The 15,045-nt window shown below is 59.7% G+C and carries 14 protein-coding genes; 5 read left to right on the top strand and 9 right to left on the bottom strand.

Going from position 1 to position 15,045, the window contains the following annotated elements:
- Positions 1-349 precede the first annotated feature (349 nt).
- The 3 genes from FNZ56_RS12840 (at position 350) to FNZ56_RS04215 (ending at position 4,082) form a co-directional block, all read left to right on the top strand.
- Positions 350-2,605 (top strand): glycine-rich domain-containing protein, encoded by a 2,256-nt coding sequence (locus FNZ56_RS12840; RefSeq protein ID WP_185970840.1) that lies wholly within the window; start codon positions 350-352, stop codon positions 2,603-2,605.
- Positions 2,606-2,834: 229 nt separating this feature from the next.
- Positions 2,835-3,518: a hypothetical protein gene (locus FNZ56_RS04220; protein WP_143878648.1), complete on the top strand. Its 684-nt coding sequence runs from the start codon at positions 2,835-2,837 to the stop codon at positions 3,516-3,518.
- A 9-nt stretch (positions 3,519-3,527) separates the two neighbouring features.
- A complete protein-coding gene (locus tag FNZ56_RS04215) occupies positions 3,528-4,082 on the top strand; it encodes a hypothetical protein (RefSeq protein ID WP_221933317.1) in 555 nt (184 codons plus the stop codon).
- Positions 4,083-4,720: 638 nt separating this feature from the next.
- Here FNZ56_RS04215 and FNZ56_RS04210 read toward each other — a convergent pair.
- The gene (locus FNZ56_RS04210) at positions 4,721-5,641 is read right to left on the bottom strand and encodes an AraC family transcriptional regulator (protein ID WP_143878647.1); all 921 of its coding nucleotides are present in this window, start codon (positions 5,639-5,641) and stop codon (positions 4,721-4,723) included.
- A gap of 97 nt (positions 5,642-5,738) precedes the next feature.
- Between FNZ56_RS04210 and FNZ56_RS04205 the strand changes: the two genes are divergently transcribed.
- A complete protein-coding gene (locus FNZ56_RS04205) occupies positions 5,739-6,482 on the top strand; it encodes an SDR family oxidoreductase (protein WP_143878646.1) in 744 nt (247 codons plus the stop codon).
- 143 nt (positions 6,483-6,625) lie between these two features.
- Here FNZ56_RS04205 and FNZ56_RS04200 read toward each other — a convergent pair whose 3' ends face one another.
- The 8 genes from FNZ56_RS04200 to FNZ56_RS04165 form a co-directional block, all read right to left on the bottom strand.
- Complete coding sequence (locus tag FNZ56_RS04200) at positions 6,626-7,288, bottom strand: Cap15 family cyclic dinucleotide receptor domain-containing protein (RefSeq protein WP_143878645.1); 663 nt, start codon at positions 7,286-7,288, stop codon at positions 6,626-6,628.
- On the bottom strand, positions 7,288-7,758 hold the full coding sequence (locus FNZ56_RS04195; RefSeq protein WP_143878644.1) for a hypothetical protein: 471 nt from the start codon (positions 7,756-7,758) through the stop codon (positions 7,288-7,290). The genes FNZ56_RS04200 and FNZ56_RS04195 overlap by 1 nt, the downstream gene beginning before the upstream one ends.
- Positions 7,759-7,841: 83 nt before the next feature.
- Entirely contained in the window at positions 7,842-8,312 is a 471-nt protein-coding gene (locus FNZ56_RS04190; RefSeq protein WP_185970788.1) for a Mov34/MPN/PAD-1 family protein, read from the bottom strand.
- Positions 8,291-9,973 carry a ThiF family adenylyltransferase gene (locus FNZ56_RS04185; protein ID WP_143878642.1) on the bottom strand — a complete coding sequence of 561 codons (1,683 nt, stop codon included), beginning with the start codon at positions 9,971-9,973 and terminating at the stop codon, positions 8,291-8,293. Before FNZ56_RS04185 ends, FNZ56_RS04190 begins: the two co-directional genes overlap by 22 nt.
- A gap of 1 nt (position 9,974) precedes the next feature.
- Positions 9,975-11,144, bottom strand: a complete 1,170-nt coding sequence (locus FNZ56_RS04180; RefSeq protein ID WP_143878641.1) for a CBASS cGAMP synthase — start codon at positions 11,142-11,144, stop codon at positions 9,975-9,977.
- A 2-nt stretch (positions 11,145-11,146) separates the two neighbouring features.
- Positions 11,147-12,226, bottom strand: coding sequence for a CBASS cGAMP-activated phospholipase (locus FNZ56_RS04175; protein ID WP_143878640.1), 1,080 nt, complete (start codon positions 12,224-12,226; stop codon positions 11,147-11,149).
- 248 nt (positions 12,227-12,474) lie between these two features.
- A complete protein-coding gene (locus FNZ56_RS04170; RefSeq protein WP_143878639.1) occupies positions 12,475-12,765 on the bottom strand; it encodes a hypothetical protein in 291 nt (96 codons plus the stop codon).
- 143 nt (positions 12,766-12,908) lie between these two features.
- Complete coding sequence (locus FNZ56_RS04165; protein WP_143878638.1) at positions 12,909-13,193, bottom strand: hypothetical protein; 285 nt, start codon at positions 13,191-13,193, stop codon at positions 12,909-12,911.
- 284 nt (positions 13,194-13,477) lie between these two features.
- Between FNZ56_RS04165 and mobQ the strand changes: the two genes are divergently transcribed.
- Positions 13,478-14,962, top strand: coding sequence for a MobQ family relaxase (mobQ, locus tag FNZ56_RS04160; RefSeq protein WP_185970787.1), 1,485 nt, complete (start codon positions 13,478-13,480; stop codon positions 14,960-14,962).
- The last annotated feature ends 83 nt before the right edge of the window (positions 14,963-15,045 follow it).

The raw sequence follows: 15,045 nt of genomic DNA, 5'->3' as shown, positions 1-15,045 counted from the left end.
ATCTCTTATCGATGATCGCTTGCTGTAAAGCTGGGTCATACGCTTTCAACAGATCGACTTGAAGTTCCGGGTAGCGCTCGGTCAACTTATGTGAGGCGTGGAAGAGTGCGATGCGCGTGTGCCGGCCAGCGTTGAGCCTCTTGGTTCCACTGTCGGTCCCAAAACGTCTTCCCTGGGTTATGGTGATTTAGGTAATTTTGCACAAGTTGCCCAAGCTTTGGCCGCTCCCACATAGGCTGTTCGTTGCAGGCTTTAAGGGATTGAGATGCGAAGCCTGAAGAGATGTGGTCTACAGGACGCATAGCGCGTCGATCTTCCCTAAGCGTTCAATAGCCTCGGGAGAATCAGTATGCCTACGATCAATCAACAGATTGCCGCCGCGATCAGAACGGCAAATTCCGACCCGGTCCCCGGGTTCTATTGGGAAATCGGCGATGAAACCGGGCGATTGTATTGGGGGAGTGTCGGGACGGATCCGTTCACCGGCAATCCGGTGGATGAGACCACTTCGGGCCCTTATGCCTCGGCATCGAAGATGTTGTACCAGGCGTACGTCTGGGAGCAACTCGAATCAGTGCTGTCAACTACCGACTGGCCGTATCTGAACATGTCGAGCGGCTACGACACCATGACGGGAGGGTGCGCTCACCTGGAAACAGTGCATCACTGCATCACGAGTAATACGCCACCGTACGGGACCTATACGTCCGCCGACGACGGTACGTTCCATTACGATGCGGGGCACTTCCAGAACCATGCCAACAACAACACCGGGTGCTGGAACTCGCCCGCGCCGAATATTCCCGGCATGAACTACAGCGCCTTGGCGGCGGAATACAACACGACATTCGGCCTTTCTGGTACCGACGTGATGTCGTTCACCCAGCCGTTGATGGCAGGCGGGGTCACTGGAAATGTCATCGCGTACCGCGCGGTCATGATGGGTCTGTGTGGGGCATCTCCCGCGTTGAAAATGGCATCGCACCTGGGCGCGCATACGATCACGGCCTCCGGTTCCGGGGTGGCATCGCCAGCACCCAGCAACGAGAACTGGGGTTACTCGGCAGCAGGGTGTTGGGTCGAGCCCGACGGCGGATACAGCAGCGGCGGGTCCTTCGGGTTCTATCCCTACCTGTGGCCGGATCGCTCGTTGTACATGATCGTGGCGCGCTATACCGCGATCGCTTTCGGCGAGCTCGGTTTGGTGTCGATACGTACGGGCCAAGCCATTCGCGAAGCCTTTAACAGCGGAAGGCCGCGTCACGTTATCGTCGGCGGATCCAACTTCACGGTACCAAGCGACTGGAACTCGTCTGATAACACCATCCATGCCTTCGGGGGTGGTCAATCGGGGTTTGTCGGAACCAGCAACAACGGCGGTGGCGGCGCGGACTATGCAAATAAAGTCAACGTGTCGCTCACCCCAGGCGCGAGCATCAGCATCAATGTCGGTCAAGGCGGAGCGGCGACAACGAGCTCTACCGCAAATTCAGGAACCGATACCTGGTTCGATAACACTGGGTTTCTCTTGGCAGCAGGCGCTGCTCCCTCGCGAACCACCAGTGTTGGCGACACAACGCATGCGGGAGGCGCGCAATCAAACGCCGGCGGAAGTGGGGCGGCCGGGCCGCATGGCGCAGGCAATGCCAGCAGCAGCCTTTACGGCGCAGCAGGCGATGTTGCGGGCGGTGTGATTTACGGCGGACCCGATGGCGAGAAGGTTGGCGATAACGGTCAATACGGCGCTGAGTTCAACACCGCTGGTGCCGGCGCGGGAGGCTCCGCAGGTACGGCCCTAACATCGGATGATGGCGGCACGGGAGGTTTTGCCGGAGGTGGGGGCGGGGGTACCGCATCAGCTTCTCCCGCTTTGACCGCGGGCGCTGGCGGCGACGGAGCTCTCGTGTTTGATTTTGATCCCCTGCCGACAACGATCGTGATCACCAGCGGCAGCACATGGACCGTTCCCATGGACTGCGTCGCTGCAAAGGTCGAATGCATTGGCGCCGGTCAGTCCGGCTGGATCGCCTTGGGCAGCAATGGAGGCGGTTCTGGAGACTATGCGAGACGCGATTCCGTCCCGCTCACGCCAGGCGATACGGTCACGATACAACTGGGCGTAGGAGGTGCACGGGGTACACAGACTTCGGCGCTGAATGGCACCAGCACTTCCTTTACCACTCCAGGCTCCGTGGTGGTGCTGGGCAAAGGTGCAGGCTCATCTGATACCAGTTCCGGCGATGTCGTCACTGCTGGTACGGCAGGTGGCACGGCGGGTGGCGGATCGGGTGCCCCAGGCCCCAATGGCTCGGGTGCGGCAGGAAGCTTTGCCAACGGCGGTCAAGGGGATGCCGGATCAGGCGGGGCAGGAGGCGCAACCGGATCTGCTGGCGGCAATGGCGGGGAATGGTCCGGAATAACAGTTGGTGGCGTTCCGACAACCGCTGGCGCTGGTGGCGGAGGTGGCGCAAGCACAACCGCCTCGGGCGGAGATGGCGGCAACTATGGTGCGGGTGGTGGTGGTGCGCGCTCTGGCGCGGGTAGAACGGCAGGAGCGGGAGCCAACGGCGTGATTGTCGTTACCTACTATTCGACAGGCGCTTGATCGTTCGCTAGTTAATCGCTGTCCATGCGTCTAGGAAAGTTTCCAAGCACTCGTCTCGCTTTCGAACGAACCAAAGCATGAAAGAGTGTTCAAGCTTTGTCCACCAGTTGGCCGGGTGAACGGACTTGGAATTGGAGTAAGCGGGTAGGGACGATAACGCGATCAGGTGCGCGGCGAAGTCCTTGAGAAGCGCCGCGGTCTTGTGATCGTCTGCCAAGGGGGAGCGCACATGAATCGACAAGTCAAATGCTCAAGTCTAGGTGTGCTGCTGATCTGCTTGGCAGGGTGTCAAACAATGCGTCCTTTGCCGTTGGCAGAAGCATCAATGGAAAAGGAAAATCTAAAGCTCAGCGGATTGAATCCACCTACGACGCTCAATGAGGCACTTAGCACTCTCAAGGCGTATTCCAACACCTATCTTGAAGCGGCAGAAAAATTGCACTCTGCCGATTATTGGGCATCTGATGCGTCATATGCCGGCGGAGCTCTTGGCATTGTAGGTGGTCTGACGAAGTCCCCACAAACTGCAATTGTTGGCGCATTGCTTAATGGTGGTGGCAGTGCTTCATCCCAGCGGTATCAGTATGCCGTGCAGGCGACAAACTACGAGAAGGCGTCGGATGCGATGCTCTGTCTTCGCCGAGTCATAGTTGTAAGCGGAGCGAAAAATTCAGAATCAATCGATTACTTGGTTCTTAACGAGCGAATCGACGAAATACGTGGCCGGCTCCGGCAGCTTCAAGCGAACGTGCAGCTGGCTAGTCCGGACTTGACCAAGATTCAAGATGCAATAAAGAAATTGATGACAGTGCCTGAACCTAAAGATGCAAAAGGAAACTTACGCGTAACAACTGCGGAAGAAGAGCGTGAAAAGGTGAATGCGGAGCTCGCCAAATGTTCAGCGACCTTCTAGGAGAACGATATGACATCAGATAACGAAAATGAGCTGCAGCCGGTTGCAAACGCAGGCGACGACGAGGAGGCTGCAAATGAATTCCCAGAATTGGATGCATTAAGCATTGGTAATGGGTGCGGGCGTAAGTGGCGCAAAGCTTTGAGCTTGGAGGTTCTGCGTAATCAAGTGGACACGTTGGCACCTAAACGACACACACAAGAAGATGGGTTCATAGGAGATCAGGCCCACTGCCAAACCAACTCAGATCACAATCCATGGATTGATGACGATGATGGGGTTGGTGGAGTCGTTACGGCTTTCGACATCACGCACGATCCGAGGAGCGGCTGCGACTGCGAAGCGATAGCTAATTCATTGCAAGCAAACAAGGATTCGAGAATCAAATACATAATTTGGAACCGAAGAATTTGCTGCTCTTACCCAATACAAGGAAAAGGTGCGTGGGAATGGCGTGCCTATACAGGTCGTAATCCACACACTCAGCATTTGCACCTCTCGGTGTTACCTAATAAAGGTGCATACGATAATCAGACACCTTGGTCTGTAAGAGTTTCAGGGTAATTAATTACCATCAGCAGAGTTTGATGTGCGATCTCAGCCTCTGCAGATTTTTGAGGAGAGAGACGGCAGTTCGACCAGGCGCGAGGCATAGCGATCGAGGAATGCAGCCGCTTGCGATCACCGGCGTGCGCTGCAGCCCGCAAGGCATCGAGGTATTCGTCTGAGGTCATCAAAACGGCTCCGATTCAAGGAGGAGCCAGCAGCCGCATCCTGCGGCCCGCGCCTGGCACTGAGTGACCTCAGGAACAGGGGTGAAGCCTGCGGCCCGGTGCCTCGATCACGTTGCTGGCAGAGTCAGAGTGCGCTCGGCCGCAGCTGAGAGGTATCAGGCAAGGTGTCAAGGTCGGATAGGAAAAGTCCTAATGGCGCCAGCCTGCCCCGTACCTGCCGCCCCCGTCGACGCGAGGTTTGGCACTTGCCTACGGGGCCACGCGGGATGGGAACCCACCATCGACGCCGCGCGTTGCTGGCAAGAAGAAGGATGGCCTTATTGCTCGCGAGGCAATATCAGAAGGCTCCGCGGTCATGGATAAGCATTTTCCCTGAAGGCGATGGAGCGGATTGGACTTCGCTCGATCTGGGGAATTTGTTCACCACGCCCGCTAGAAGATTAGTCCTGATGCGACCCGAAGCGGACATCAGGCTACGCGTGCGCGTACTTCGCGCCTCTCTCGGGCATAGCCACTCGGGGATCGACCCACGTAGCGGGTGAATGCAGTACTGAACGTGCTCGCCGAGGAATAGCCGACGCGCTCGGCCACCTTCTCGATTACGAGATCCTGGCGATCGAGGATGTCCTTCGCGATCGCCATGCGCCAAGCAAGGAGGTACTCCATCGGCGGCATGCCTACCGCACGGTTGAAGCGTTGGAAGTAGGCGGACCTTGAAAGGGCCGCGACCTTGGCCAGTTGCTCCACCGTCCACGCACGCGACGGATCGCGATGCATCTCCCGGATTGACAGAGCCAAGCGCTCGTCCGCCAAGCCGCGTAGTAGGCCCGCTGGTGCCGTGTCGCCCGGTGCAGCCCGCAAGGCTTCGATGAGCAGGACTTCGACCAATCGAGTCAGGATGAGGTCGCGCCCCGACTTCGTTTGCATGGCCTCCTCGCGCACGAGGCGTACCAGCACGCCGAAGCGGCCCTCACCCCGGACGTGGATGACCGGTGGGAGCAGCGTTACCAGCAGCGTCGTATCCGGCGAATCGAACACGAAATAGCCGCCCAGCATGCGCACGTCCGGTTCCCCCTCGAGGGAGCCATGACGTACTTCATGGCTTTGGTCCGCGATGGAGGCGGGATCGATGTGCTGCGGCTCGACGGACTCGAATCCCGACAGGACGAATCCCGGCGTCGCAGGCAGGAACACGAAATCGCCTGCCTCCAGGCGCAGAGGGTCAGCGCCATCGACATGCAGCAAGCATGCACCGTCGGTCACCACGCAAAAGCCGGGGTGCCCGAACGGCGCATAGCGAACGCCCCATGGCCCGGCGCCGGAGATGCTCTTGCCCATGACCTTGGCGGGTCGAAGCAGGGTGATGAATTCAGCTAGAGGGTCAGTCATTTCAGGACGATAGCCAATGTTTTATGGACTATACGGCATCGATAGTCCTTCGCTGCATACCTATCGTGGTCGCACCCATCACCACGGAGTTACCGCAATGAAGACGGTCCTGATCACAGGTTGTTCCTCCGGCTACGGGCTCGAAACCGCCCGCTACTTCCATGATCGCGGGTGGAATGTCGTCGCCACCATGCGTCGCCCGAATCACGACCTCCTGCCCGCATCCGACCGCATCAAACTGGTCACGCTGGATGTCACCAATGCCGAAAGCATCGCGCACGCCATAGCCGAGGCCGGCCAGATCGACGTTCTCGTCAACAATGCAGGCATCGGCGTCGTCGGTGCCTTCGAGGCCACGTCGATGCAAGCGGTGCGCGAGGTATTCGAGACCAACACATTCGGCACGATGGCGATGGTGCAGGCCGTGATTCCGCAGATGCGCGAGCGCCGGGCGGGCACGATCGTGAATGTCACCTCGAGTGTCACCTTGGCCAGCATGCCGCTGGCCGCGGCGTACACCGCAAGCAAAACCGCGATCGAGGGTTTCACCGGATCCCTGGCGCATGAGTTGGGTCACTTCGGGGTACAGGTGAAACTGGTCGAACCGGGATATGGCCCATCGACACGATTCACGGAAAACGGGGCGGAGCGTATGAACGGCCTGATCCCCGAGACCTATGCCGGGTTTGCAGGGCCGGTCTTCGAGGCGTTCGCCAAGCCGGAGGCGATTACCTATCCGCAGGATGTGGCAGTTGCCATCTTCGGGGCCGCGAATGATCGATCCGACCGTCTGCACTTTGCGGCTGGCGCTGATGCCGTTGCCTTGGCAGGCCCCCGCTGAGACTGATGTAGAACAGCAACGACGCACAAGGAATACCTCATGACCAACTCCCGAGCAGGGAGTTGGTCATGAGTGCTTTCGACTCGAAGCGGACATACATACAGTCGCAGACCACCTCAGAAGGTGGAAAATTGCCGGCTCAATCAAAATCCTGATATCGGCCAATCCGAAATCGGCCATTTCTGCACTGCATCCTCGAATTCATGGATGCCTTCACATTGAGTCGACTTACGTTGCAGGCAGATCGACCCATGTGTGGGAGAGTTGGTCCAATAGAAGCCCCGCAGCCTGTCGCCGCCCAGAAGTTCGACTTCTCCAGTCCCTTTGACCCGTTCTTGCGCACCCGCGTAGTGCCTCTGTAGTTCGTAGATATAGGCCAATACGGTGATTGCGTGGCGGTCATTCTGGATCAGCGCCTCGAAGGTCGATTGGCCTCGCTGTTTCTCCGTGTAGCTGCAGATTGAGATATCCAGATAGGTCTGGCGGATGACGAACACGATCGGGATTGGTTGCCCATCCTTAAAGTAGCTCGACGCAAGGTGACCGAGCCAGACGCCACGAAGGTCTGGCCGACCCATCCAGCTCGCCAACGGTCCAAGTCGCCATCCGAATTTGTAGAAGCCTGCAAACAATAGGCCGGTCAAAGTGATGGCGAGGAAGACTGACTGCAGAACCGCCTGACCGAGAGGATGGTCGAGTAGTCCCCATCGAAACAACGAGATGCCCGCGGTCAGCACCAGCGTGGTCACGGCAAATACCTTCGTTAATCGCGACAATTCCACGCCGGTCAACGTCAGGCTTGCCATTAGGCTTGCACCTCTCGACCCAGCGAGCGCCCACGCTGAAACACGGCGGGTGCGCACTTGTTGCTCAGCAGGGCGGTATAGGAAACCGATGCAATCCTGGAACCCGCCATCGCCGCCATGTGCCTTGCGCCAACCGGCAACCCTCGAGAATTCGAGTGGTGAAGGCATTCCACTGGTGGTGACAGGAACTGCGAGATATGCGTCAGCGCAAACGAGTTGGCATCAATGAGGTGAAACCCGTCGTGCCACGGCGAGATGAACGTTGATATCTCCGCCAGCATAGACACCAGCGTCTGTCGATCAGAGACAGGTAGCGTCTGCGGAAATAGCGTTTGATCGCCGAGCGCCACGATAGGAAGGTCGGCTAGCGAGGAATAGAAGATCAGACCAAGGCCGGAGAATGCGTGCGTCGCATGCGAACGCACCTGCCCAAGCAGGTCGAAGATTTCGTCCGGGCGCAACTCATTCATCGGTCGAGATTACATGGGCCCGGGGAGGCCTGTCGACGCCAGAAGATTGGAGAACATGCCGGCAATCACGGCGGCGCCCGCCATTACGTCAGTTCGGGTATCGAATGCAGCCCGGTTGAGATGCCGAGGCCGATCCAAAGTCGATCCTGGATACCTGCAATCACGAACACCATTGGTGCCTTGCGCATGCTGCAGATGTGCTGCCAGCTACGCATATCGATCGTTGACGGCGATGGGTTGTTCTCCGGATGGGTATGCCACTCGCCTAGGTAGTCCATGGTTCCTCCGCTCTCGCGCCATCGCGCAAGGGCGGCCTGTTGATGTGGCGTGGCGGAACGAAAGAAGCGGGTCCTGCTTGTCTGGTCGGAATCCAGCGACGCGGTGGCCTCGGTCACGTGCAGGTGGGAGCCGCGCCGATACCCCAGCAGGATGCCGCCGGATTCGCACGCGTCCTGGTGGAGTTGCCGATGCCGGACGAATACCTGGAGCACCTGCTCTTCGACCAGGACGAAGCCGTCGTCGTCGGGTCGCCTCAGGACGAGGGGGCTGAGCATCCTGGGCATCCCTCGAGTGGCGAGACGTTCTGGTTCTTGGTCTTCCGGATGTCGGCGCCCTCTACGCAGCGTGTTCGAAATCGCGGCGAGACATCGCCCTTGAGCCAGTCGATGATCATGTCGATGGCGAGCGCGGATGCGGACATCGGCGCCGAGACGGCATAGGGGGTATAGGCGCTGCAGCCGACGATCCTCGTCTCCGGGTCATGATCGATGACAGGGAATCGCGGAGTTCGCGCAGTGTCGTTCCGCCGCATACAACGGAAACACGCATACTTTTTCTGATCGACCCACAGGCCCTGGACGCACTCGCCGTTGCCGACGATCCATGTGTGCAAAACAGGTACACCTTCGGCGCGGGATTTGGTACGGCGATTCGCATTGATCGCTTCGCTGACTGCTTCCTCGCCGGTCGCGTCGATGACGAGATCGCCGGTGATGTCGGAAGGGTAGGCCGCGCTGCGCGCCTCGGCTACGATCTTGGCGTGGGGAAACTGCCGGGTCAGCACTTCTTGCAGCGCGACCGCCTTGGACTTGTATAGGCTGTCCATGCCGAGGAAGTGCCTGCCCAAGTTGCCCGGCGCGAGGAGATCGGGGTCGATCAGCGTCAACGAGCCGGTGCCGGATCCGGCACCGAGCTTCACCAGCGCCTGCGCGAGGTATCCGCCGATGGCGCCGCAGCCGATCAAGGTGATCCTGCGGTCCTTCAACGACGGAAACTGCAAGTTGCGGCTATGGATGAAATCCGGGCTGATCTGGCTGACGCTGACTCGGATGATCGGAAGCTCGTTTCCCTTGTTGTACAGGTGCTGCCGATAGCCGGAGGGCTTGCGCTTGTGCATCAGCGCACGTCTTGGATTCAGATCGAAGAAGAATCCGAACCAGCCGGCCGGAGTGTCGATCAGGAACTGGATGGCCTTGAAGCCCAGCCATTCGCGTTGGCCGAGCACGGCATGAATCCGCTTCATGGCGTCCGGATCCCACGCCTTGATCCAGGCGAAGGCCTCGGCGATCGTTGCGGGCAGTTGTTCGCTCGGCAACGTCGGTGACTTGGGGCTGCGGACGATGTAGGTGCCGATCTTCTTGAGTTTGGGCGTGGGCCAGCCGCGCGCCTCGGCCAACGCCTTGACCTGCGTTTCATCACTCGCGGCGATGATGTAGACCCCGTCGTCGACGCCGATCCCGAAACAGGGCACAGCACCGTCGCCGGCGCCGGCGACATCGGCGAGCAGCACAGGAATGGGGTGGGGCTTTTGGCCGATCGCCCAGTGGGCACCAAACTCCTGCTCGAATTCCCGCTCGCGGTACTTGGGGTTCGCGCTGAGGTGGTCGAGTTCCTTCCGCGCCTGTTCGACGCACTGCCAGATCGCGTGGTCCGGCCGGTACCGGTCGAGTACGACCCGACCCTGCACGAAATAGCACTGGTAGCCGTCGCCGGAAACGTGCGGGGTCAGCGCGGGCAGGAACGGCGGGCGTTCGAGGATGACGAGCGTCGGGTAGGTGGTGAACTCCCAGTCCGAGATCTCGAACCTAACCTTGACCGAATCCTTGGCGCACTGCAGCTCGCCGACGAAACAGCGCGCCGGGCCTGGACGCTTGATGGGCTTGAAGCCGAGCTCGTCCAGTTTCCTCAGTCCTAGCGCGAGCCGCGACGCGGGCATGTCACCCCGACTGGTTCGAGCCCACCAGCGGCGGCGCCACGGCCGCGGCCGACGACCTTCGCACCTGGTCAGCGCTGTCGTCGAGTTCGATGAAGCTGATGTCGTCGGCGATGCGGCTACCGAACTGGCCGCGCACGTTGCGGATTGCGTCGCGCGCCAGATTCAAGCTGGCGTAGTGACGCGAGTTCGACAACTGGTCCAGCAAGTCCTTGGCCTGCGCCTTGGCCACCTTCCGCTGCGTCGCATCCAGCCGGTTGAAGTCGGTTTCGCCGCCGTCGATGCCGGGCTCGTAGATGTCGTGTCCGATGCCCTCATAGATAGCGCGGGCGGCGTCCTCGAGCGCGAGGTCGTCCCGGCGCAGGCGCGGGACGAAGTTCCGCGCCACCAGGATCATCAGCGATACGGAGCTAGGCCCATCGCAGTCGGGCCAGTAGTAGTCGCGCCAACCTTTCACATAGCGGCAAACCCGGCGCAGTTGCGGACCGTGCTGTTCCACGCGGTCGTTGTACCAGCGGGCGACCTCCTCGGGATCGGTCTTGAGCCATTCGCCGGCGCGCGTGGCGAGGTGGACGCCCTCGATCATCTGCCAGAACGGTTCGGGCATTTCGGCGAAGTCCACGCTTTCGCTCAGCCGCACGCTGTCGCGCGTGCCGCTATACAGCTGGGCGGTGGCAAGGGCCCGTTCCTGGATGGTGTGGAACTCGCTGGCCGGCACGGCGTAGAGCGGAACGTCGATGTGCGCCCAGGGCGCGATCTTGACCCTGACGCAGCTCTTCTTGCTGCGGTCCAGCGACCATCCGCGCTTCTTGCACAACTGGTCCAACGCCGCTTCGACGATGTCGAAGTACGTCTTGGCAGCGGTCTTCGGCCGCGCGTCCATGATTTCTACCGGCAGGTAGACGCCGAAGTCCCAGTCCATCTCCTGTCCGGAGTGCGCCGGCTGGATCAGCGTGCGATAGACGCAGGAGCCCTGGCTGCGAAAGCGCGGGCCGATCTTCACGTCCATGCCCAGCAACTCGGTGGAGGCGGCGCGCAGGCTTGCCCGCAGGTGGTCGCGAATGGCGTTCTTCGCCTCGACCAAGGTGTCCCACTGGGTCGTGGTCGGCTCGATGACCTCGTCGAAGCTCAAGGCATGGCCGGCGTTGAGAAACAGCTTGTGCAACTTCAACATGATCATGCTCCTTGAGCAGAATTGGCGTGTTCGCCGTAGTAGAAGGTCGGTTTCGGCGCGGGGCGATCCAGCAGCGCCAGGATCGATGCGTTGCCGAGCGCGCGCTTGGCGCATTCCGCCGCAGAGCCCAGCAGGATTTCCCGTGCAGCTCCGTCGGTCTTGTCCAGCGCCACGGCGCGGGCACGTTCGTCGGTCAGGTCTTCGTCGAGGTGGTGGTACTGGCCAGGCGTGATCGCGTGGCCCAGCAGGTGGTGGACCAGCGATTCCTGCGCGGAGATGGAGACACCGAATAGGCGCTTGGGCATATTGGCCGGCTTCCAGCCGCCCCAGTCCAGCGCACCGCCATTGCGGTTGCGGTGCGGGTCGACGGTGAACTTTGCCGACATGGTGCCGATCGCCATGACGTGGAGGTTAGGGCGCTGCTGGCCGAGGAAGTGTTCGGCTTCATGCAGTGCCAGCAGGCCGGGAGCGTTGGCGAACAACCCGCCATCGACGTACTGGCAGTTGTTGAAGACGTGCCGCGGGAAGAATCCGGGTGCGGCGCTGGTGGCCAGCGCGACATCGACCAGACGATCCTTGTAGTTCGTGGAAAAGCTGGGGTGGTGTGGCGTCTTGAACAGGACCGGGCGCCCGGTAGTGTGGTTGATCGCCGGGACGATGACGCGATGCGTGCATGCGCCGAGGATGCGTTGGCCGAACAACGTGTCGGACTCGAGCAAGGTGGCGAGGGATGCTTGCGTGTAGGGGGAGCGCAGGTAGCTGAGGAACGACCAGCGCTTCTTGAAGATCTCGTCGCCGCGTTCCTCGAACAGCGCCACCATCTGCTTGGCCGGCACTTCCAAAGCCAACGCCAAGGCCAGGATGCCGCCGATCGAGGTGCCGGCGATCAGGTCGAAGCGGGTCGCGATCGGCGCACCGATGCGCTCTTCGAGGTCGGCGAGGATGCGGGCGGTGAAGAGCCCGCGGTAACCACCGCCGGACAGGCTCAAGATGCGGAAAGGGGAATCGGGCCGGGCAGCACTCGGCGTGCTGCCCGTCAGGTCGTGCGGATCGTCCTCTCCTTGCTCGACGATGACGGTCATATGGCCCCTTGGGACGCTGCTGTCCGGATTGCGGTGGAAAGGACCCTCAGTGTTCAGGCTTCCTGTCTCATAGACCGAGACCACAGCGACATGGAGGCGTCTATCACAATATCAAGAGGGTCGATCCGCCCTCATACCGCTACATCTGGGGCCGATTGACTAGCGTGCTTAGAGCAAGGGTTGGATTAGGCATCAGCGGGAAGGCCGCTACTGGCCGGGAGCCGTCATTATCACGCCGCTAATCAGTATCAGCTGGCCGATCGCAGCGATCGACCCGAAAGATCTACCCAGTCGATGTGGGCAATTCGGCGAGGGGCGTCCATAACCAGCTGGAAGGCCAGATGCTTAGCGGCACGAATGGTCAATTTGACCAGAATCTGCATCTTCCGGCGCAGTCCTTCGCCAGGGAAGTTCAGCACCTTGTGTGCGATCGGCGAGCGCCGCCTGTCGCGCAACCGCCAAAACCGCTTACCCAGCAATACACCGAGGAGAAGCAGCGAAGGCCCGAGGACCGCACCCAATAGGATCAAGGTTTGCATCGGATACCCCAACACAGGGTTCAGGCGAGACCTTACGCGATTCTCGATCTACTGGTTGAGTGTGAAAAATTGCCAACGCAAGAGAAATGCTGATATGCAGGGCGCACTGTTGATGCGCGATCTCCGGATGATTCTTCAAGTCGCTACGGCGATGTCGCCGCCCTTGATATGGTGCTCGCAGACAGGAAGGCGAGCACCGCTGCTTGTTCACGCGGCAACAAGTTCTGCGAGATCAGTCGACGTACCGACTCAATGGAATCTGGCTGTTGCCTGATCTGTTTTTCGACCGCGACGCCAAGCAGCAATAACGCCCTGCTTCTGGCTTTTCGATCGGATGCGGCTTCGCGCTGCTTGAGGCGATCGATTCTTGCATCGAGCATTTGCCGCTTCTGGACCAGTGCATCGATCCTGCTCGGGCTGCTTGGCATTTCGTGTCTCCTTGGTTCGTGGATGCGCACACATGAAATCCACAATCCGCGCTTGATGCAAGGAGAATAATTCGCTTTGAATTGTTGTGAATTACGACAGATTCGCAAAAAATAAATTCGCTTTGAATCGTTTAATGCGTCTTGTTGTTATTATCGTATCGTGGCCATGCTGCTGCGATGCAAACCGAAGCGAAAGCAAGGGCGCACTTATACATCGCTGCGCGATGTGTGCGGCCCGCTGGCGGCAAAAAAACCGGCGCAGAAATGGCGGAAGTGGAGCGCGCGTGAGCATCTTTCACCTTTCCGCGCAGGTCATCGGCCGCAGTAGCGGCCGGTCATCGACTGCGGCAGCCGCCTATCGCGCGGCAACTCGCATCCTTGATGAGCGAACGGGAGAGGTCCATGATTTCACGCACAAGGGCGGAGTTCGCGAGTCTTTCATCTTGGCTCCCGACACCGCGGCGCCATGGATGCACGAACGCGACGCGTTGTGGAATGGTGTCGAGCGCATCGAAAAGCGAAAGGATGCGCAACTCGCGAGAGAAATCGAGGTCTCGCTTCCACATGAGCTGTCTCATGAAAGGCGAAGGCGCCTGTTGATCGACTATGTAATCGATGAATTTGTTTCGCGAGGTATGGTGGCGGACGTGGCAATGCACCAGCCCGGAAAGACTGGCGACCGTCGAAACGAGCATGCACATATTCTTCTGACGCTACGTCATATTGATGGTAACGACTTCGGGAGCAAGGCCAGGGAATGGAATGACAAGGATCTCATAGAGAAATGGAGGGAGAGCTGGGCGCGGCGAGTCAACTTGGCGTTGAAGGAAGGCGCGGTCTCGGCACGGGTCGACCACCGCAGCTACAAGCGCCAGATGTTGGCTCAGGGCATTAACGTTGAACTGGCGCCTCTAGCCACTGTTCATCTCGGCCCGCAGGCGAGCACGCTCGAACGGCGTGGTACTCGCACGGCCCCCGGGAACCTGAATCGCGAGGTGGCAGTGATCAACCTGGAGCTTGAGAGAATTAGGTGCCAAGCAAGGACGCCATCCGAAGATCCGGTCAGTGCGGACCCGGTGTCTTGGCATAGTGATCGCATGGCACAACGTTATGGGAAATTGCGACAACAGCTGCGTGATGTGCTTGGGTTGTCGCACCTGCCGGCTGCGGAGGAATCTCGTGCGGAAATTGCCCGTCGGCGTAATGACCTTCCGTTCATTCGCGCACTGTACTTGAAAAAGAGCAAACCACTGCAGATGGCGATTCTGCATATGGACGAAGCCAAGGAAGGTGTTAGTAAAATCAAGAGGCGGATAAATTTGCTTGAGGAAGAAGGGCGTGAGTTGCGTCGGCAGGCACGGCAATGCAGTGCGGTACTTCAATGGCGTCAAGTGCATTCATTGCGTTCGTGGTTACATGACCTCGGATTGCTAAAAACCCCCGCTGCTCAGCTGATCGCCGCCCCTGAGTTGTTGCAGCGCCAGTGGGAAGAGGCTAGGCAGGCATTTGGCCGCTTGCAGAGTGAGCTTCAGGTGGCGCAAATGCGACAAGAATCCGCAGTTCAGGCTTGGTCCAAGATGCTGGCAACTGTCGAGGATGAGGCGCATCAGGAGTCCGCGAAGTCTGCCTGGCGCGTAGACAACGCCGCGTCCTTGGCTGACGAGTTGCAGCAAGTCGAGGCTTCATTGCGGCAACAACGAGAGGCGTCGGCACCGACTCTTGATTCTGACAATTACGACGTGCATCTCGGGAGCGGGCCGACGCCATGAGCCGGTTCTTAGTCCTTGCGGCGGACTCGTCTTCTGGGCCGCGACGCGACTTTCACTAGCCTGCTTTTCAACATCACCCATCA

The organism is Lysobacter lycopersici (assembly GCF_007556775.1).
Taxonomy (GTDB): domain Bacteria; phylum Pseudomonadota; class Gammaproteobacteria; order Xanthomonadales; family Xanthomonadaceae; genus Pseudoluteimonas; species Pseudoluteimonas lycopersici.
The sequence above is the reverse complement of the archived record's forward strand: the minus strand, read 5'-3'. Positions and strand labels throughout refer to the sequence as shown.